At 36.4% G+C, this 21435-nt stretch carries 18 protein-coding genes and 1 tRNA gene; 7 read left to right on the plus strand and 12 right to left on the minus strand.

From position 1 onward, the window contains the following. Nucleotides 1-529 precede the first annotated feature (529 nt). The 7 genes from PYV58_RS18815 to PYV58_RS18845 all read right to left on the minus strand — a co-directional run bounded on the left by PYV58_RS18815 (nucleotide 530) and on the right by PYV58_RS18845 (nucleotide 6630). A complete protein-coding gene (locus PYV58_RS18815) occupies nucleotides 530-1324 on the minus strand; it encodes a glycosyltransferase family 25 protein (protein WP_034609932.1) in 795 nt (264 codons plus the stop codon). Between the two features lie 93 nt (nucleotides 1325-1417). Beyond that, on the minus strand, nucleotides 1418-2191 hold the full coding sequence (locus tag PYV58_RS18820) for a glycosyltransferase family 25 protein (RefSeq protein WP_034609930.1): 774 nt from the start codon (nucleotides 2189-2191) through the stop codon (nucleotides 1418-1420). 12 nt (nucleotides 2192-2203) lie between these two features. Continuing rightward, nucleotides 2204-2983, minus strand: coding sequence for a glycosyltransferase family 25 protein (locus PYV58_RS18825; protein WP_004819051.1), 780 nt, complete (start codon nucleotides 2981-2983; stop codon nucleotides 2204-2206). 74 nt (nucleotides 2984-3057) lie between these two features. Beyond that, on the minus strand, nucleotides 3058-3972 hold the full coding sequence (locus PYV58_RS18830) for a capsular polysaccharide synthesis protein (protein WP_034609927.1): 915 nt from the start codon (nucleotides 3970-3972) through the stop codon (nucleotides 3058-3060). A 104-nt stretch (nucleotides 3973-4076) separates the two neighbouring features. Continuing rightward, complete coding sequence (locus PYV58_RS18835) at nucleotides 4077-4835, minus strand: glycosyltransferase family 25 protein (protein ID WP_034609925.1); 759 nt, start codon at nucleotides 4833-4835, stop codon at nucleotides 4077-4079. Between the two features lie 10 nt (nucleotides 4836-4845). Next, the gene (locus PYV58_RS18840) at nucleotides 4846-5832 is read right to left on the minus strand and encodes a Stealth CR1 domain-containing protein (protein WP_034609922.1); all 987 of its coding nucleotides are present in this window, start codon (nucleotides 5830-5832) and stop codon (nucleotides 4846-4848) included. A 30-nt stretch (nucleotides 5833-5862) separates the two neighbouring features. Then, a complete protein-coding gene (locus PYV58_RS18845; protein WP_004723130.1) occupies nucleotides 5863-6630 on the minus strand; it encodes a hypothetical protein in 768 nt (255 codons plus the stop codon). A 234-nt stretch (nucleotides 6631-6864) separates the two neighbouring features. Between PYV58_RS18845 and PYV58_RS18850 the strand changes: the two genes are divergently transcribed. Then, nucleotides 6865-8034: a nucleotide sugar dehydrogenase gene (locus tag PYV58_RS18850; protein WP_275059647.1), complete on the plus strand. Its 1170-nt coding sequence runs from the start codon at nucleotides 6865-6867 to the stop codon at nucleotides 8032-8034. Further along, nucleotides 8031-9053 carry an NAD-dependent epimerase gene (locus PYV58_RS18855; protein ID WP_034609917.1) on the plus strand — a complete coding sequence of 341 codons (1023 nt, stop codon included), beginning with the start codon at nucleotides 8031-8033 and terminating at the stop codon, nucleotides 9051-9053. Before PYV58_RS18850 ends, PYV58_RS18855 begins: the two co-directional genes overlap by 4 nt. 125 nt (nucleotides 9054-9178) lie before the next feature. Here PYV58_RS18855 and PYV58_RS18860 read toward each other — a convergent pair whose 3' ends face one another. The 5 genes from PYV58_RS18860 to PYV58_RS18880 form a co-directional block, all read right to left on the minus strand. After that, the gene (locus tag PYV58_RS18860) at nucleotides 9179-10105 is read right to left on the minus strand and encodes a branched-chain amino acid transaminase (RefSeq protein ID WP_004723137.1); all 927 of its coding nucleotides are present in this window, start codon (nucleotides 10103-10105) and stop codon (nucleotides 9179-9181) included. Nucleotides 10106-10131: 26 nt separating this feature from the next. Continuing rightward, entirely contained in the window at nucleotides 10132-12882 is a 2751-nt protein-coding gene (gene glnE, locus PYV58_RS18865; RefSeq protein ID WP_034609914.1) for a bifunctional [glutamate--ammonia ligase]-adenylyl-L-tyrosine phosphorylase/[glutamate--ammonia-ligase] adenylyltransferase, read from the minus strand. 138 nt (nucleotides 12883-13020) lie between these two features. Then, a complete protein-coding gene (locus PYV58_RS18870; protein WP_034609912.1) occupies nucleotides 13021-14298 on the minus strand; it encodes a HAMP domain-containing sensor histidine kinase in 1278 nt (425 codons plus the stop codon). A 455-nt stretch (nucleotides 14299-14753) separates the two neighbouring features. Further along, nucleotides 14754-15734, minus strand: a complete 981-nt coding sequence (locus tag PYV58_RS18875) for an aspartyl/asparaginyl beta-hydroxylase domain-containing protein (protein ID WP_034609909.1) — start codon at nucleotides 15732-15734, stop codon at nucleotides 14754-14756. Nucleotides 15735-16268: 534 nt separating this feature from the next. Continuing rightward, nucleotides 16269-16355 (minus strand) — tRNA-Leu (locus tag PYV58_RS18880). Between the two features lie 184 nt (nucleotides 16356-16539). Here PYV58_RS18880 and queA point away from each other — a divergent pair. From queA to pnuC, 5 genes are all read left to right on the plus strand, one after another. Further along, nucleotides 16540-17577, plus strand: a complete 1038-nt coding sequence (queA, locus tag PYV58_RS18885; protein WP_034610110.1) for a tRNA preQ1(34) S-adenosylmethionine ribosyltransferase-isomerase QueA — start codon at nucleotides 16540-16542, stop codon at nucleotides 17575-17577. A gap of 146 nt (nucleotides 17578-17723) precedes the next feature. Further along, nucleotides 17724-18746: a hypothetical protein gene (locus tag PYV58_RS18890; protein WP_034609907.1), complete on the plus strand. Its 1023-nt coding sequence runs from the start codon at nucleotides 17724-17726 to the stop codon at nucleotides 18744-18746. An 88-nt stretch (nucleotides 18747-18834) separates the two neighbouring features. Further along, nucleotides 18835-19860: a membrane protein gene (locus PYV58_RS18895; RefSeq protein WP_034609904.1), complete on the plus strand. Its 1026-nt coding sequence runs from the start codon at nucleotides 18835-18837 to the stop codon at nucleotides 19858-19860. A gap of 19 nt (nucleotides 19861-19879) precedes the next feature. Next, nucleotides 19880-20449, plus strand: a complete 570-nt coding sequence (locus tag PYV58_RS18900; protein WP_004723147.1) for a LemA family protein — start codon at nucleotides 19880-19882, stop codon at nucleotides 20447-20449. Nucleotides 20450-20708: 259 nt separating this feature from the next. Further along, nucleotides 20709-21425, plus strand: coding sequence for a nicotinamide riboside transporter PnuC (pnuC, locus tag PYV58_RS18905; protein WP_034609901.1), 717 nt, complete (start codon nucleotides 20709-20711; stop codon nucleotides 21423-21425). The last annotated feature ends 10 nt before the right edge of the window (nucleotides 21426-21435 follow it).

A 21435-nucleotide genomic window follows, 5' to 3' on the forward strand; every position in this document is an offset into this window, starting at 1 on the left:
GCCAACTCTGTTATGCGTCCTAATAAGCTTTGATTTTGTAAATAAGATCAAAGCTTATTTTTGATCTTGATTTAATTAACTTCTGATTTAAAAATAAATCCTGAACTAAAATATTGTTTCAAAACCTGAAATCAAGTATTTTCAGTCGATCTCTTGATCATTTTTCAAAAGAGTCTGGCCGTATTTATCCTGTTATAAAAAATTTAGAACGTTAGAGGATGGGCCTCATTTGTATAAATAGTCTAAAATTAAACCAATACACAATGCTAATGACGCAAACTATTTATTTTTGCAATCATCAGTGCAACTTGCACTCCAAAATATGCTTTAAATCCTGAATTTTACTTATGCCTAGATTATAGTCTGGTAAAGATGCTGCATCTTATATCCTGTCTTGTTCTAAAGAAATGCTAAAACTGGCGAATACAGAGCGTTATTATAAAAATATCCAAGACGCTATCTCTTTTCCTCAACAGTTCTAGACAAATTCAAGTGGCCGATGATTTTGATGCAGCAATGAAAATTAAATTCATTTAAATTTTATAGATCGATATGCCGATAATTTGAAAATTTGATGAAACAATCGTAAAACTTCTCTTTGAATTTTACTGAGTATAGTCATTGCTTCTTTCTGCCGATGTTGTTCAATCCTGTCAGATTCGTGGCGAATAGCACGCTCATTCTCTAAATGACTCGGAAAATTGTCATATTTCTTATGTAAATAAAAATCCTGAACACAAATTGCTGGCACCATTTGATAAGCCTTATACTTTGCATATTTCACATGACAACCAAATAATATGTGATCAACTGGAACTAACTCAGGCATATTACGAATAGATGCCAGAAAATATTCTGCAGCTTCTCTTGATAAGATATAACCAGCTCCACCGAGATGCTTCGCTTTAAGTTGATACAATGCCCTATCATTGATTAAAGCTGTTGGAAAAAATGAGAGATCCACTTTTTTATCAAAGGCTTCTAATTTTATAAGATGTATATTTTTAGGAATCCATGAAAAATCATCAATAAATTTTTGTAGGTTTTCTCCAAAATGCACATCATCTTCAAAAATTGCCATATATTCCAAGTCTTGTTCGACAATTTTTTTCCATAGCAATACATGACTTAAAAGACAAGCGATCTCACCTTGTGTTAAGACGCCTGTGCGAGTTAATTCAATCCCTACACTTTTCGCATTTTCTATGGTTGTTGCAGGGGTAACCGCATCAAAAAAACTAAATGGTACAGAATGCTTTTTAAACTCTGAATAAATATGCTGTCTTCTATCAAGAGCCGAATCTAAACTAATAACAAAATTCACTGAAAAACCATCTCGATGAGTGCAAAAATAATGATACAACAATTAAGCGATTATAAAACCATCATACTATTCAATTTATTGATTTTAAATAAATTAATCTTTATGGCTTCTAATAAATTCGAGTTTGGTTTTAAACGGGAGGTCAGCAAGTTGAATAAAGACCCGACTGACTTCTCGCAAAACTTTTTGCAGTCCTGTCGGTTTAGATACAACTTGATCTCGCCATTGAAGGCTTGTCGTAAATTTTTGATCATTGGGGTTCAGTATACAGTCTTGAATACATATTGCAGGTGTTAATTGATAAACACCTAGTTTTTGTTCCGAAATATACTTTTTAAAAATCATTTGATCGACATGGTCAAAAACGCCTTGTTTTTTTAAGTATTCAACAAGCTCAATCGCACCTTTGTAAGATAAAATATAACCTGCAGCACCAAAATGAGCCTTTCTCAACCTTCTTAAAAAAAAGTTTTTAGTGTTAAAAACCTTAGTTTTATTTAAATCTAAAAATACTTTACTATAAACTTTTTCAATTTTCACAATATCATGACTTAACCAATTTGAGTCTTTTAAAAACAATTCAGCATCTTGGCTGAGATGAATATCATCTTCAAAAATTGCGATTGCTGGGATTTTTTCGTCGATTGCTTTTTGCCAAAGTGAAACATGACTCAATAAACACGCCAATTCATTTTGACTTAAATCACTTTGACAAAGTGTCAAATTAATTTTTTCTGCTTGGGTTACAATTGAATCAGGCTCAATCGCATCGAAAAAAGAAAAAGGAATATCTTTGTCATCAAATTGCTGAAGAATATGAGCTCTACGGTCTTTTGCTGATTTTAAACTAATAACGAAATTTTTCATAAATTACTCGATTTATTTAAAACCTACCGACTTAAAAAATAGGATACTTTTTAGCTGATGCAATATACGATAGAGTTCTAAAATAATTTTATCTACCCCCTTCTTCTTATTATATTTTCTTCTCAGCAAACGCTCTTTATATAAATGGCTTGCAAACCGAACACTATCTTTGCATGAATACAGGGTTACATCCTGAATACATAACGCTGGTTTCATTTGATATACAGAAAAAATATTTTCTGTGATCACACATTCAAACATTAAGTGATCTAAGGCAATTAACTTATCTAGTGTTTGAATGTAGCCCAACAATGTTTTTGCACCGTCTAAAGACAATATATAGCCAGCAGTACCTAGGTTTTTACTCTTTAATTGAAAAATAGCTCTATCATTAAAATCGTTAAAAAATTTTACTTTTTTTCCTAAAGCAGTCCTATGTGTAAATTCTTCTAATTTTATAAGATGCCAACTTGGATCTATCCATTGACTATCAGAAAGAAATTCATTGACGTCTTCGCCTAAATAAATATCGTCTTCAAATATCGCCATATACGGGGTATTTTCATCAACCATTTGTTTCCATAAATAGGCGTGACTCATAAAACAAGCAACCTCACCTTTGGTTAAAGCTTGCTCATCAATATTTAAATCAAGCGCTTGGGCAAAAATAGCAGCAGGCTCTGGCGTTAAAGCATCAAAAAAATCAAAAGCTACATTTTTTTTCCCAAACTCACTCAATATATGTTGTCTACGTTCAAGTGCTGTCGATAGGCTAATAACGATTTTTTTCATAGAGATGTGACTATAAGCAATAGATCTATTTTACTATTTTTTTGTCTAGCAATCATCCTTACTTACATACTTTGCTAAGAAATATCGAGGAAACTATCTTTAAAATACATTTTTTTTGAGAAGTAATGACTGAGTGTTTTTCGTTCTTTTCCTGCGAGTTTTAACAATCTAGGCGCCTCGGTTGGAGGGTAATTAATAGCAAAATCAATTAAAATTTTTTCTTTGATCCACTGATTTTTCACTTGATAAAACAAAGCATTTTCATCGCAATTAATTAACGTAATACTCGGGAAAGATTGTCTAAGTACTTTTTGACAAGCAACATAGGCGACTAAATATTCTAAATTACCGATTCTTTGAAAAAATTCTTTGCTGTTTTCTTGGGTATTTCGAATATTTTCTACATAGCGTTTGGGTGTTTGCTGAATTGCTAAATATAATTCATCATACCAATATTTAAAAAAAACATTATTTTGAACAGTTGCCAACAACCAATTTTCCAATACTGGATAATCGATCTGTGTGGTATTTTTTTTACGATAATATGAAAAACATTCTGTCTGATTCTTTTGCATCAACTCAGAAATCCAGTCTAGGTTTTCATAGACAATAATACTGGCATCTAACCAAATTCCACCATGCCGATATAACAGATCAAATCTGAGTAAATCAGCCTTTTGTTGAGGCGTTGCATTCGTCAATAAAGAGAAATCAATATCACTATACTGACTGACATTTTCAGGATTAAGTACACATACTTGATAAGATGGATTTTTTGCTTGAGTATTTTGAATACATTTTTCAACAAACTCAGGAAAATTACCTTCCCAATACATCCATATCTTTTTAGGTAATTCAATGGGTGTAGCAACAGGATTAAAAATCAGTTGTCCTGCATCGTTATCAATTTTTTGATTGGTATGTCTAATTTTGTAATAGTACATCATATGAAATTTAGCTAAATAAAATAATTTTTTAAAAATTTTCATATAAAAAATCCAATATTTTTTACAAAAAAGCAGAACCAATAAAATTTAAACTATACAGTATTTAAAATATTCATTACGTCATTTACTAGAACATCTTTGTACACTTAAAAATAAAGATGTTTAAATGCATACATCCGATCACGCCACATACGTTTTTGCTTTTTAAAACCATAGGAATGGTCACGATTTTCTTTCTCTTTACGAGATATTCCTTGTGTTGCAACTGTACCTAAAATATCGCTATCTAGACCTGCTGGGCGAACAAAAGCAGGCCAAACACCTAATCCTTTTCCATTCTTACTCAACCAAGTTTGGAAAAAGATATCAACAGGCATGGCAATTGTTTTACCTTGTGCAATAAACGCTTCAGCACCTTTACGTGACCAGATTAAACCCAAACCACGAATAGGAAAATAATAAGCATGCCACAATGAATAGTCACCTAACTGAATAATATCTTTGGCTAACTTTTTCTTCTTTGCCGCTAAATTCACCAAATACCAATCTAGCGCTTGATGGCAATCTAAATAAGCTAAAACTTGATCCATAGATTGTTTGAAATCAGCTGTAATTTTCATATCATCTTCTAAGACAACAAGATAATCCGCATCACTTGCTAAAAATTTCTGAGCGCAGCCATAATGACTGAGATAACAGCCCAGTTCTGAATTGAGTAAACGTCTTCCTAAAGTTTGCTGCGTTAACGCATCATCATAATCCTGAAAAGATGATAATTCTTTGCCACGGCCATCATAAGCAGAAAAACGCTCAAACTCCCAGTTTACCGCCTGTAACTGTTCTGTTGCGCGAGCAAGCCGCTCATCACTACCATCTAAATTGATCAGATATGTTTTAACTTTCATGATTGGCTTCCTACGATAAAACTTTGGCTGAAATCACTGATTTAGGCAAATAATCATATAATTTATCGATCATTTTACGACGTACCTGTGCAGCATTCTCAGAATTCAGTTGATCTAAACTTTGGATACAACCATATTTAATATTGTCTTGATTCAATGCTTCTACGAACTCAGTTAAACTTTCAGCATTCTTCAAATAAGCCAAAGCTAAATCAGGCTTTAAAACAGCTTCATTTTTTTGAATCTTTAAATGATTCATCAATGAAATCGGATTTAATTGTTCGACACTTCTAAACTTATATTTAATCTGTGTTTCTAGTAGGTCTGGATGATGCAATAAGTATTCACTTAAAATTTTACGATCAACACAGTGTGGATAATGATGGATTTCAAAAAACTCTTTAAATCCTAAAATATCAGCACCCAGCATTTGTGCGATCACATGACCGGGTTGAATCGGTTTATTAAAATTACGATTTAAAAATTGACGGTATTTCAGCTTGGCCTTGTAACTAAAACAACTTTTCCAGTGCCCATAGGTGACGATTTTATTGCTCTCAAGAAAATCTTCAATTTGAGCGGGTGAATTAAAAAAGAAGTCATCATTTAAGTAGATGAAGTAATCTGAAAGCCCGTTGATATTCCATAACATGCTTTCAATTGACCGAGTGTTAAACGTAGGTAGAAATTGCGTATAACCAGCAAAAATCTCACGATGATCAACGACACGAATTTTATTTGCATCACAAAGACCTTGCGCTACAAATTCATTTAAAAACTCAGGCTGCTGATTATCTGTAACAATGAAAATATGACGGCAAAAAGGCACATACTTCAATATAGATGCAATGTTGTAATAGATCTCATCATTACTGGCAAAACGTGTATCGCTCACAGCATCTGAGGCATCACCACCAGTGAGATATTGCTGACGTTTACGTTTTAACTCAACATCATTGCCATCGACCCAAGCAATCACGATATCAAGGTTTTGCATCTATATTGTTCTCAAATCATCTAAATAAAATTATTGCCAAGCGTCTTTAATCCAGTCTGAAGGCAACACATAGCGGTACCATTTACCTCCACCTCCAGTCACGGCATCAGGTGGATTAATTTCCCCATGGAAAATAATAATTTTGGCATCTTGTGGCTTAACTGGTGGCTTGAAATAAGCAAGCGGTAACTTTTGCAAACAATGGTATTTATAACTCTTACACCAATCTTTTGGCCAGTAACTGAGTTTTTGCTGCTGATCGACATACCAAGACAGATATTCTTGTTCATTTCGAAATTTATGACTAATTTCTTTAAAGTTTTCACGAAAATAAGGCAAGATGTCAGGAAAAGTACCTAACTTAAAACGATAAACTGAACTATTCCCAGTCACACGCCATGGACGTTTCCAGTCGTGAATAATGAGGAATTCACCCGGATAGCTAAAGAAGTCATCAATGTTGTCTACAATGACCACATCAAGATCTAAAAATAATAAATTGCCTTTTAAACCATATAAGTCAGGTTCAAAAGTCGATAACTTATTCCATCCACGTTCAGGACTTCCTTCAGGCAATGCTAACGGCGGAATTGGAAAGCATTGAACCTCTGGATTAATACCTTCTGTACGGTCAGTCAAACACACCATTTGGAAATCAATTGTGGTATGTCGTTTGACCATGTTATATAGGCGATTGACATAATCAGCACCATATTTGCTGCCCCACTTCATACACAAAACGATATTCTGTTCTGATTCAACTAAATTCGACTGTAAATTTGATTCATTGACCTGCATGCATCAATCTTCCACCTGAGCAATCCCCATATCATACCATTACCATCGCCAAGTTACTGTATTCGATTGCATATGCTGAACAATTTGTTTCATGAGAATATGCTATGATGCGCTAACAATTTACATTGAGCATAGTCATTTTAATTGTTCGATATTTTATTGAACAATCTTTGAATGAACGCTCTGTGAAATTGAATACAACTTTTGCAAGCACATTTTCTATATTAGGTTTTTATGAAAATAGCAGTCGCTGGAACAGGTTACGTTGGCTTATCCAATTCAATGATATTTGCACAACATCATGAAGTTGTTGCAGTAGATATTTTAGAATCTAAGGTTAACTTGCTCAACAATAAAATATCGCCCATTCAAGATGTGGATATTTCATTATTTTTAAAAGAAAAATCATTAAATTTTACAGCCACGACAGATTATCAAGCAGCTTATCGCAATGCAGATTTTGTGATTATTGCGACCCCAACGGATTACGACACCAAAACCAATTATTTTAATACGCAAAGTGTCGAAAGCGTGGTTCAACAAGTTTTAGAGGTCAACCCCAATGCAGTGATGGTGATTAAATCAACTGTCCCTGTCGGCTTTACCAAGAGCTTAAAAGAAAAACTCCACACCGAAAATATTATCTTTTCTCCAGAATTTTTACGTGAAGGAAAGGCATTGCATGACAATTTGTACCCTTCCCGAATTATTGTTGGGGAAAAATCTGATCGCGCAAAACTGTTTGCTGACTTATTGATCGAAGGCGCCATCAAAAAGGATAGCCCTGTTTTATTTACCGACGCAACTGAAGCTGAAGCAATTAAGTTATTTGCCAATACCTATCTCGCTATGCGCGTTGCCTATTTCAATGAACTGGATACCTATGCGCAAATTTTTGGCTTAGATACTCATCAAATTATTGATGGTGTTTGTCTAGATCAACGTATTGGTAATCACTATAACAATCCGTCATTTGGTTATGGTGGCTATTGCCTACCGAAAGACACCAAACAACTTTTAGCTAACTATAATCACGTTCCAAGTAATTTGATTCAAGCCATTGTTGACTCAAATAGTACGCGTAAAGACTTTATCGCAGACTCGGTGATCGCACGTAACCCCAATAAAGTTGGTATTTATCGTCTAGTGATGAAAAGTGGTTCAGATAATTTTAGAGCGTCGGCAATCCAAGGTGTGATGAAACGCATCAAAGCCAAGGGAATTGAAGTGATTGTCTATGAACCAACGTTACAAGAAAATGAGTTCTTTAAATCCAAAGTCGTCAATGACTTAGAACAATTTAAACAGCAAAGTGATGTGATTATTGCTAATCGAGTTTCTAATGACTTAAGTGATGTATTAGATAAAGTCTATACACGAGATATTTTCGGAGCAGATGAATGAAAGTCCTCGTCACAGGTGCAGCAGGTTTTATTGGCTTCAATGTTGCAAAAAAACTTTTAGAACGTGGTGATGATGTTGTCGGCTTTGACAATATGAATGATTACTATGACCCCGCATTAAAACAAGCCCGATTAGCAGTTCTCAAAGATACGGCGGTACAAACCCAGCAAACATTCACTTTTATTCATGCCAATCTTGCTGATAAAGCAATCGTTGATCAATGTTTTCAAGATCATCAATTTGATCGGGTGATTCATTTGGCTGCACAAGCTGGTGTCCGTTACTCATTAGAAAATCCATTGAGCTATGTCGAAAGTAATTTAATTGGCTTTACCAATATTATTGAAGCATGCCGTTATGCCAAAACGCCACATTTAACCTATGCCAGTACTAGTAGTGTTTATGGTGCGAATACCACCATGCCTTTTAGTGAAAAACATGGCGTTAACCATCCAGTACAGTTCTATGCGGCAACCAAACGTGCCAATGAACTCATGGCGCACAGTTATAGCCATCTTTTCAATTTACCGACAACAGGCTTACGCTTTTTTACGGTCTATGGTCCTTGGGGCCGCCCAGACATGGCTCTGTTTAAGTTCACTAAGAATATTATTGAAGACCAACCTATTCCTGTATTCAATCACGGCAACCATACCCGCGACTTCACTTTTATTTCAGATATTGTAGAAGGTGTAATTCGTTCAAGTGATCAAATTGCGCAACCTGATCCAAATTGGGACAGCAAAAACCCTGATCCATCGACCAGTTATGCGCCTTTCCGTATTTTCAATATCGGCAATAACAATCCAGTAAAATTGATTGAATATATTCATGCCATTGAAAAAGCTTTAGGCAAAGAAGCAATTTTAGAATTACTTCCATTACAACCGGGCGATGTGCCAGATACTTTTGCGGATAGCAGTGCTTTAGAACAGATGGTCGGATACAAACCATCGGTATCTGTTGATGATGGTGTTAAGCAATTCGTAGCTTGGTATCGAGATTTTTATCAGGTTTAATCAATAGTATTGTTCAGTTTAAAGCTTAATTTTAGCATTTGAATTTTGCTTTCAATTGTTTCAATACTCAAATTTAAGCACAAAAAAAGGATTCCACTAGGAATCCTTTTTTAGCATTCAGCCACTTATTTTACATAAGTCAGCCAATGTGCATATTTTGGATCTTTACCTTGAACAGCATCAAAGAATGCTTTTTGAATCTTCTCAGTAATCGGACCACGAGCACCTGAACCTATTTCACGATCATCATATTCACGGATCGGCGTCACTTCAGCAGCAGTCCCGGTAAAGAATGCTTCATCACCAATATAGAATTCATCACGGGTAATACGACGTTCAACAACTTCAATACCCATATCTTTTGCAATGGTGATAATTGTTTGACGCGTAATCCCATCCAATGCACCGCCAGCAATATCTGGTGTATGTAGTACACCATCTTTGACTAAGAATACATTTTCACCTGAACCTTGGCATACATACCCTTGAGGGTCCATAAGCATTGCTTCATCATAACCAGAATGTGCCACTTCTTGGTGTGCAAGAATAGACAAGGTATAGTTACCTGAAGCCTTGGCTTTACACATGGTCACGTTAGGGTGATGATGGGTAAATGATGAAGTTTTCACACGAATACCTTTTGCCATTGCTTCATCGCCAAGGTAAGCACCCCAGCTCCATGCAGCAACTGTCGCATGAATGGTATTATCCGTTGCAGCGATACCTAATTTTTCCGAACCAATGAAAATAATTGGGCGTAAATAGCATGACGCCAATTTATTTTCACGGACAACATCAATTTGAGCTTGTTCAAGAGTTGCTTGATCAAATGGAACTTTCATTTGATAAATTTTTGCAGAATTTAACAAACGTTTTGTATGGTCTTGGAGACGGAAAATCGCAGTACCGTTAGGTGTTTCATAAGCACGGACACCCTCAAAAACACCCATACTATAATGTAATGTATGAGTTAAGACGTGAATTTTAGCTTCACGCCAATCAACCATTTGTCCATCTTGCCAAATAAAACCATCACGATCAGCCAAATTCATGGCGCACACTCCAAATTTTTACACAATTATTCACTTTCCAAAGCGAAACTCGCTGTTGGATCAATTAATCTTTGCCATAACTTGCAAACGACCTCTCGGGTATCGTGCCAATCCGCAGCACTCACTTGCATATTATGATTTGCAAGTGCCAAACGGTGGCTCTCGGCGCGTTCACTGAGATAAGCTTGAATCAATGCGGATACATCGTCGCTGGATAAGCAACCTGCCTTTGCGGCATCTTCAAGGATTCGTACGTTGTCGGAATAATGGGCGAGATCAGGATTCGTCCCACTCCAGGCTAATACGACATACTGTGCCATAAATTCGATGTCAACGATACCACCTGCATCCTGTTTTAGATGAAAAATTCCATCTTTTTTCTGATCTTTTGAGGAACCCAAATGATCTTTCATCTTCTGACGCATGTTCAAGACTTCTTTGCGAACCGCCTCTTCTTCTCTCGGTAATGTGAGAACCCTGCAACGCAATTCTTCAAATTTTGCTCTTAGGCTTTGCTCACCTGCGATTGAGCGTGCGCGAACAATTGCTTGATGTTCCCACAACCAGGCACTTTTGAGTTGGTACTGTTCAAATGCTTTTAAACTGGTGACCAATAAGCCTGCTTCACCAGATGGGCGCAAACGGGTATCAATTTCATAGACTCGACCATCTAAAGTTTGTGTGGTCATCAGAGACATAAATTTTTGCGCAACACGCATGGCAAATTCAAAACCGCTTATGGCCTTTTGACCATCGGTATCTGCTTGCTCATCCATATAATGAATAAAAACCAGATCGAGGTCTGAACCATAGCCCAGTTCAATGCCGCCTACTTTGCCATAACCAATCACAGCATAGGCCATGTGGTCTAATGAACAGCGTAAGCCTTCTGCATCGACAGGATAACCATGACGCTTGGCAACCGTCTGATAAGCCAAATTTAATGTCGCGATCACAGAAACTTCTGCAATATCCGTTAAAGCATCCGAAACTTTCATCAACGGGCTTTCTGCTAGTACATCGCTTGCGGCAACCGTCAGCACATTAGATTTTTTAAATAAGCGCAATACTCGCATTTGATCTTCAACTTGATCGATTTCAATACGCAATAATTGCTGGCGGAGCGAATCTTCCAAATAATCTCGTCGAGGCAGTTCAAAATCCATGGATAAAAACTCATCCAGCAGAACTGGATAATGTGTCAATTCCTCACAAATCCATGGACTGACTGTGGCCATTTTGACCAAACGTTGCAGTGCCCCTTTGCTTTCAATCAGCATCACCAAATACACAGTACGGCGCATTACAGATTCGACCAGCGGCATCAATCGCATTAAAGCCACTTGTGAACTATTCGACTGTAAAACTGCCTCAACCAAATGTGGCCAAAATTCTTTTAAGCGCTGTACAGCTTTAGCAGGCAGTTTCTTGATTGCATGACCATACCAAAACTCATGAATCAGATTTTGTGCATTACTGTCTAAGATCTCATTGAGTTGGCTTTCCAGCTGACTAAAACTTTCAATCGGAGAATCTAGCCCTTTTTCTTTAATCAAATGCTCAAATTGAAAAGTCACTTTGCTGCGCTTTTGGTTGAGAAAATCAATAAAAGCATCCCAATCATCAAAACCCAAGGTATCAATTATTCGCTGACGAAGTTCAGGCTCTGTCGGTAAAGATTGTGTTTGCTGGTCATTCAAAGCTTGAATAGCATGCTCTACACGTCGTAAGAATAGATAGGCATCTTCAAGATCCTCAACAGATTGATGATCGAGTAAGCCTGCCTCACCCAAATGTTTTAGGCTAACAAGGCATTGGCGGTCTTGTAATTCTAATTTTGCTCCGCCATAAATCAGCTGAAAAACCTGCACAATAAATTCAACTTCACGAATACCACCAGCGCCCAGCTTAATATCATCTGCAATGTTACGCCGAGCCACCTCTCGTTCAATCATGGCTTTCATTTCACGCATGGCTTCAAAAGCGGTGTAATCTACATATTTACGAAAAACGAATGGGCGGGTCATGTCTAATAAACTATCACCGTCTTGCCCACCTGTGATAATACGCGCCTTAATCCATGCATAACGTTCCCACTCGCGCCCATGCTGGCTTAAATATTTTTCTAAAGCCACATGACTTATTGCCAATGCTGAACCATCCCCCCAAGGACGTAAACGCATATCCACACGAAATACAAAACCATCTGCGGTAATATGATCCAATAAATAGATCAGTTTTTGCCCCCACAAAATGCAAAATTGCTGTACATCAATACACTTACGCCCATTGCTTTCACCTTGTTCATCAAAGGCAAAAATCAGGTCAATATCACTAGATAAGTTCAGCTCTTGTGCGCCAAGCTTGCCCATCCCAATGACGATCAAATCTTGAAGCTTACCGTTATACCCCATCGGTTCGCCATGTTTTGCCAGCAAAGGAATTCGGGCAAAATCTTTTGCTGCAACGATACAGGCATCTGCAAAATCAGACAGTTCTCTTGTCAACTTCACCACATTGGTCAGTTGGTTGGCATCTTGCCAAATCCAGCGAAACATTAAGCGTGCACGAAGAATACGTAAGACTTTCATCCACGTATTTTCATCTTGTATATTGACTAAATGATCATAAACGAGTTGTTGAATTTGTGCAGTACTGAGCGATTGTTGAAATTGATCAATTGCATAATCATGTTTTAAAGTGGCTTGATGTAGACTTAATACTTGTTCTGCATACTGACTTGCATGTAATGTTTTTTGCAATTGCTCAATGTTCATTGAAAAGCCTGTACTTATGTTTTATCAACTTATTTATAGCAGTTTGCTTTACATTTAGGGAGGTTTTTGTACTTTTCTTAAAAAACAAAGCTCAAAAAACCACCAACCACAATCAAGCTAAATTATTCAAATATAGAATTATGAAATTTTTATTTTATCTTGCTTGATTTCAGGACAAACCAAAGTTTGATGGGTGTTTTTTGCAGCGGGTAACGCAACAATAAAAGTCGTTCCCTCACCTGTTTTAGAGCTTACAGAGATTTTTCCATGATTGAGATCCACAAACCGTTTACATAGAACCAGCCCTAATCCTGTTCCTCGTTCGCCAATGGTGCCTTTTATACTGGCTTTGATCTGTGGTTCAAACAGTTGTTCAATTTGCGACTGCGTCATTCCCAAACCAGTATCATGAATAATAATTTCTATATTTTTCCCTACTGGGTGCGCAATAATGGAAACTTTTCCAGAACCATCAGTACGGGTAAATTTTAAGGCATTTGAAACTAGATTTTGAATGACCGAGGTCACCATATTCATATCTGCAAAAACGCTTAAATCCTCAGCAACATTTTCAATCAGTTGTATATTTTTATTTACCGCCAAAGGCTTAAGCACATCGTAAACGATCTTTGTGGTCTGTTTTAATTTAAAATTAATTGGGTGATAAACAAAGCGCCCACCTTCTGCCATCGCCCAATTGAGCAAGTTTTCAAGTAGGGAATAAGTTGATTGCAAGGTATCATGCAGATAATCTGCAATATCCTGTATACCGTCATCAGTTAATGTTTCTCGTTCGTTTGCTAAAACATCCGAAAAGCCAATTAACCCATGAAACGGCGCACGTAAATCATGTGCAATGACTTGGAAAAACTTGGTCTTACTAAAATTTAAAGCGCGTTCTTGTTCATATAACTCATAATAATCTTGAGATTCAGATTTACGCGCTAAAATCGTCACCAAACCTGAGCTAAGTTCTTCTAATAAAGCCTGCTGCTTAGTTGTAAATCTTGTATCTTTATCATCATAAAAATAAACATGTGCAATAGAATCATCATCTTCTAACTTAAAGTCATAGCACAATAAGCGTTGGTGTTTTATCCCAATTTCAGCCATATATTGTGAGAATTTTTCATAATTTTTATGCGTTTCTGAAACGATGAGCTGATTGCCAAAATACGGTGATAAACTCAGTTTATGCGGAACTGACGCAGCTTTGAAATCACCATTTTCATTTGCAACCCAAATATAAGGCTCATTATGAAAAGTAAAAAAAGCATTTTCGACATTGAGAACGGCACGCGCTACTCGTAAATAGCGTTCAATTTTATTATTTGAGGTATAGACCCCTAAAATCAGCGATAGTCGACAAGCACTGAGCTGTTCGGTCTGATGAGCTTCTAAGAATTCTAATTTCATGTTTACCTCATTTGCACTTTCAGTTAACACGTTAGTTATTTAAATCGCCCACTTTTAAATATCAATTTCTTCCAAATACATCAAAACTTAAGACAGAATGTAAAATACAGCCTTGGAAGAGCACTTACAAATGTTCACATAAAACAATATAACAGCAATACAACCAAATAAAAACAATGGGGTGAAAGTTTCGATAAATTTCACATTTTTTCCAACATAAGTAGTCAGTTACAGCTTTATATATTTTTATGATTTAAATAGAAAAAACGAAGCGTTTTATAAAGACTAATACTTTAAAACATGGTGATCAAATTCATGAATCAGATATCAACCTATTGGCGTCTATAGCCAAGCTTAGGGATGTAGAACTAGCAAAGATCAAAAGACAAAATAGTAAAATTCGGCATCAACCAGAGCAAGGATATCCCTTAAATGAGTGAGAAAATACGTTATTTTTAATTCATTAAAAAGAGTATTTCAAATAAATAAACCACACCATACAAGAGCATAAAAATCAGAGATAGCAGCGTTAAATTTAAAATGAATTTGAGTATTTTATACGTCTTGAAATGCTTTTCACGGAATTGTATTGAATACTGTCTAAATGGCGCAAAAAATTTAAAAATCGCACTATACACCCCTCTTTTATCTTCAGGCGTGTTTGGAACAACGGTTCCTTTAACAAGAATACGATAAGCACTGTTAAAAATTCGTCCGAATATGTTCATCGGACGATCAACATCACACATCAGAATTAAACGCGCTGAATTTGCTGTGTTATATGCAAAATGTGGATAGGTTTCATCAAAGACAAAATCTTTACCATCAAACCAAGTACGGGTTTGCCCATCAATATTAATTTGGCAATTTTCAGCGTTAGGTGTCAGCAAACCGAGATGATACCTAAAACTACTACCGATAGGATCTGCGTGTAAGCTCAGTTCAGAACCTGCTGGTAACAGTGAAAACATGGCACCGCGAATAGCAGGGACTTGATTAAGTAATGCCAATGTCTTGGGACATAATCTTTGCGCAGAAACATGCGTAGTTCCGTACCATTTTAAGTAAAATTTACTCCAACCACGTTTGTAAAAAGTGCGAAAACCAACATCATAATAACCGTCTGCTCCAGGTGTCTTGATCACATCAAACACACCCGATGACTCCAATGCTATTGCCTCATCTCTAATCGTTGTCCAATTGGCTCTAAGCACTTCAATATTTTCCAAAAAATCAGCATCTAATATTGGCTTTTTTGCAAAGCTGCATGTCGTCATATACAGAACACAATTAAATGGTGCAAATATTGGCCAGCTTTTTCTTAAATATTGCGAGAGTGAGTCATAACGTGCTTTTCCTCGCCAACGGTATACATAAGTCATGGCTGCTATCGAATACACGATTAAACCAATGATGATCATAATACTTAGATTCATTATAATTTTACTCCGATTATGATTTCTGTATCTCCATGGTGTGTCCTTGATTTTCCTTAAATAAAACCAATCTTCTTTACTAGATAAGCCGCACTGAGATCATTTAGTTATTTTTCAAAATAGCGGGAAAAATAAAATATTTTCAAATTATTTAAAATACTTTTAACTATAACTAATTAATTTTCCTATAGGCAAGAAATATGTACACCTTTGGTTAAGTTTTAAATGATTGAAATTAAAAATATTAACTGTCATTGTTAAGTGATCAGGTACTATTTATCGCATACTGATATTTATTATAAAAATGCGTCATTAAAGAGGGATCGAAGGAACACTAGAAATTACGTAATTTTAATTAAACATCGAAACCATCATTTAAATGCCAATCTATTAATTGATCCATAGTGATCAGAATCAGTTTTTTCTTTTTAAGCACTCGTGTTCTTATATGGTTTCTTAAGTTCTGATAGCAGTAATTTCAAACAATAAAAAAGCCCTCAAGTCTAAATATGCTTGAAGGCTTTCCATAATATATGGTCCCGAGGGTCGGACTCGAACCGACACGTCATCGCTGACAGTGGATTTTGAGTCCACCGCGTCTACCAATTTCACCACCTCGGGAGAGGTTGTGTGCGTATAATAGCGCGTTTCATTTTCTTGTCAACGACAAGTTTTCACATTTGTTTAATTTTAAGGCAGTTCTGGTTTTTTTGGATTATAAAACATCAATTTCAGCCATTAATTTGAAAAACGACTATACTAGCGGCAGTTTTTAAATCCCAAATGTCAGTTTTTCTTCCTCATGATGCAACTCTCCGATTTTAATTTCGAACTTCCCGACGAACTCATTGCGCGCTACCCACTTGAAACACGTAGCGCTTCTCGCCTTTTACATCTCAATGCAGATGGTTCATACCAAGATCTTCACTTCACCGATGTTTTTGATTTATTCAATGAAGGTGATTTATTGGTACTTAATGATACCAAAGTGATGAAAGCACGTTTAAAAGGTAAACGCGCCTCTGGTGGTGCTATTGAAGTTTTGGTTGAACGCATTTTTGATCAGACCATTGCACATTGTCATATCAAAGCCAGCAATTCGCCTAAAGCAGGTGCTGAGTTATTTATTGGCAAAGATGAAGTTAAAGTGACGGTAACAGGGCGTCATGAAAACTTATTTGTGGTGGAGTTTTCACAGCCTATTTTGCAAGTTTTAGATTTATACGGACAATTGCCTATTCCGCCTTACTTTAATCGTGAAGCAGAAGCCATTGACACAGAACGCTATCAAACCGTGTTTAACGATCCAACCAAATTAGCAAGCGTAGCAGCACCAACAGCAAGTTTGCACTTTGACCAAGCCCTATTAGAAGAATTAGAGCAAAAAGGCGTAAATAAAGCGTTTGTAACCTTGCATGTGGGTGCTGGAACATTCTTACCTGTACGTACAGATCAGATCGAAAACCACATCATGCACAGTGAATGGTGTGATGTGCCTGAAGCAACCGCAAAATTGATTCAAGAAACCAAAGCACGTGGCAACAAAGTGATTGCCGTTGGAACAACAGCAACACGCGCTTTAGAAAGTGCAGCACAAGCATCTGGTGGAAAAATTGCCGCGTGGACAGGCGATACACAAATCTTTATCTATCCAGGGTATCAATTCTGTGTGGTTGATCGCTTGATCACCAACTTTCATTTACCAGAATCTACCTTGTTAATGTTGGTATCTGCATTATCCAACCGTGACAATATTATGAATGCATATCAACATGCTGTTGCAAGCAAATATCGCTTCTTTAGTTATGGCGATGCAATGTTGATTGAAAACGCAAATGGTTAGATTCAACTAAGCGCAATCTATTTAAAAATTATTGCTTAGTCAGCATACCAATATGCAAAGTGTGGTTTAAACACCACACTTTGCATTCAAAATCATTTTTTCGTTACAATCAGGCATCTAAGCACTTGCCACAATAATGAATAAAGATGAATGATTTACTCACAAAAATTCAAAATGCCTTTAGTCAACAACACGCCAACAATGGCAAGACTCAGCACAATATCCATGCGATCAATCAATTACTCTCATCAAATCAAGATTTTGAACAGATCATTGCAAGCTTAAAGAATTGGCAAGATGATCCGAGTCTGTCTATTCAAAATTATACGTTTTGGCTTTTTATCGCGATCGCGATTGGTTTATTTGTACTGGCTATTTTTACCCACCCGATACTCTTACTGGTTGCGGGTGCGAGTGTGGCTTTTGCTTTCTATAAGCGCACTTCGACAAAAGCCCTCAATCAATTGATAGAAGATGCTCATCAAAAGAACCTAGAAGCAAAATATCAAATTCGCTTCTATCCCAATGCCTTCGATGAAAATATGGAGTCTCCTTATAATTTCCCGTTATTTGGATTAGGGGATCATGAAAATACGATTGGTCATTGCATTTATGGCGCTTGGCAGGTCAACGGCATCAACTATCCATATATGCTGTTTAATTATCATTATGTGGATGAAGTCGAAACGCGTGATTCAGAAGGCAAAAAAAAGACTGAATATCGTCATTATGATTTATGGGGGATCATTCTAGAAAACTTCCCTGCTCAAGGTATCAGTATTTCATCTAAACAAAATCGAGCCTGCCGTCTTGGGGTAAAATGGTCGAGTGGGGATATTCGTTTCGACAATCAGTACCAATTAAGTGGTACAAATGAAATGCAACTTGCCAAATTTTTCACACCAAATCATGTATTAATGCTTGATCAAGCCATAGCTTATTTTAAAGGTGATTTTTATGTTCAAGCCCAGCGCCCTTCTTTGTGCTGGCTGTTTAAAACGGATATTACCAAAGCGCAGATGCAAGTCGATAAAGTTCAAACTGTCTATGATTTGGCTGCACAACTTGAAAGTATGAACATGCCTGATTATGAACAGTTAAAAGATTCACTGATCACGATTCTACAAGAAGTCCAGCCTCATTATGGGACAAATAAAGTTGAAAAATAAACAATTTACTTTGTCGATACAATAATTTATCGCATACTGATCAATCTGGAATTCGAACTTTAATAGACTTCAATCATGATTATTTGCCATGCCTATAGAAACCGTTGAGCGATTACTTCACCTACGCACAAGAAAAAATAAACATGTGATGCGCAATATCGCTCGGCTTTGGGAAATTGGACAACAGGCTCAATCTGCACAAGATATTTTAGATGGCTTACATCCGTGGGGAGAATGTAGAGAGTTATTTTTTCATAACCTCATCCCCAGACTGCTGTTTATGATTGGGGTACTGACTGCAATTTTTGGTTGGCTGATTCATCACTATATTCCCTACCCACTGAGTCTATTAGCAGCCTTGTTATGCTGTTTTGGCGCTTATTTAATTTATGAGCAAAGCGATCCAATTGATGAAGTCATCAATTTTTTAGAACAGCGCATGATGTTTCTCCGCTACGAATTAGATTTTAATAAAACCCCAAGTCATATCTCCACAACAAGCAATAGCTTTTTGGTCATGAGCAAGTTAAAACAAAGTTTTCCGTTGTTTTCGCAAGGCAATGTGTTGAATGAGATTGAACAATTTGCATCCACCAAATGGTTTGATGGTGAACAAGAACATCATGTGATGTTATTTCATTATCATTATGTCGATGAGTTTTCACTGCCCAATACCCAGGGTGAAAAACAGATAATTAAGGAAACTCGTAAAAACCAATGGGGTGCTTTTATTTTTCAATTACCCGCCCTCGGCTTTGCCGCCAGTAATAAACATCATGAATTTATTCCGCCCTATACCCAAATATGGAAAACTGCGGATATTCTGGTCAGTCAAAATTTATATATTTTTGGCTATGATCAACATCAACTTGCCCGTACCATTAGTCCAAGTATCACCTTAAAATTAAGTGATTTTTTTCAACACTATTCAGGTGATATTGTTTATCATTTTGAAGAAAATATGCTGTGCTATATGGGAGATCAAGATCTCTTTCGCATTCGTCGTAAAAAACAAAAGCTTCAGGATATTTCAGCACTTCGTGGACATTTAAGAACATTAACCATGCCTGAATATGAAAAATTTAAACAGTGCATGCTAAACTTGATTTCATAAATCAAAAGGAATAATCAAAATGGGTTTAATCATATTTATTGGGATTTTTATTGTTCTGATCGTTTGGGGTATTCTGGTCAGAAATAACATTGTGCGTTATTTCAATGCGACACAACGCGCATGGGCTGAAGTTGCCAACTTTGAACGTCAGAAAGTAAAAACACTGGAAACTTTAGAGCAAACTTTGGCACAATATACACAATTTGAAAAATCAACTTTGGAAAAAGTGACCGAGTTACGTCAGCAAATTTTGAATCTAAATCTAAACAATACCGATGTTTCTCAACTACAACATGTTGAAAAACTCAATCAAGATTTAATGAAAAGTTTAAATGTGGTGGTTGAAAATTATCCTGAACTCAAAGCGGATACTTTGTATGCAAAAATGATGGATGATATTCAAGAACAAAATGAAAATGTCGGTGCAGCAATCACCATCTTTAACCGTAATGTTGAAGAATTTAATAACACCATCGAAATTTTCCCAAACAATATGATCAATACCATTACTTTGGCAAAGAAAACAATTCGTCCATTTTCCGACAATGTGGTTACTCAGAATTTTGATTACAAGCCTAATTTTAACTAAGCTTTACTCTATATTATTGGAAAAACCCATCCTTCCCAAAGAAATATTGGGAAGGTTCTTTAATCAAACATCACTTAAATAAATACGTAAAAAACAAATAATCACAATGGATTTATCAACAGGCTTGGTAAAAAACAATGGGCAACAGTCCAGTCCTTGCATGCGATTAAACTAAAATTTCAAATCGTCTGTAGGATTTAAATCGGGTATAAATTACCAGCAAATAACACCAACAGCATTACTTAGAATTACCAACCCTATGTTGAAAATCTTTTCCACCCCTCCCTTTCGCCTTCTTTTCAAAAACTGGAATGTATTTGAAATTGTTTGGCTTTTTAGTTTTATTTTCATCGGCTGTATCATTACCTTAGTTCAACACGATACATGGTTTAATTTCGTGGTATTACTCAGCGGAATTCTCTGTGTGGTATTAGCAGCAAAAGGCAATATTCTCAATTATAGTTTTGGTTTATTTAATAGCTGTGCTTATGCATGGATTTGCTATAACAACGGGCTTTATGGCGAAATGGGACTGAATCTCTTATTCTTTGTCCCAACCGCTTTGATCGGCATGCTACTTTGGCAGCAACATACCAAAGAAAAACAATTACAACAGGCCTATACCCTTCGGCAGGCTTATTTGATTTTGATCATCCTGAGCAATATAGGTTGTATTGCGATACTCGGTTATCTTCTTGCCCAAATTGCCACTCAAAATACGCCTTATATCGATGCAACCACCAATATTCTTGCAATCACAGCAACGATTTTGATGCTGCTGCGTTTTAAAGAACAATGGTGGTTCTATATTACTTTAAATATCTTCAGTATTTTAATGTGGGCGATCCGGACCATTGATGGGAGTGGTGATGGTGCAATGATGTTATTGATGTGGTCGGCCTTTCTGATCAATGCCATCTATGGCTACTATAACTGGAACAAACTGGCACAAAACTATTCAAACTCATCCTATTGAATTTAAAAAC

The organism is Acinetobacter sp. TAC-1, from assembly GCF_029025845.1.
In the GTDB taxonomy this organism is placed as follows: Bacteria; Pseudomonadota; Gammaproteobacteria; order Pseudomonadales; family Moraxellaceae; genus Acinetobacter; species Acinetobacter guillouiae.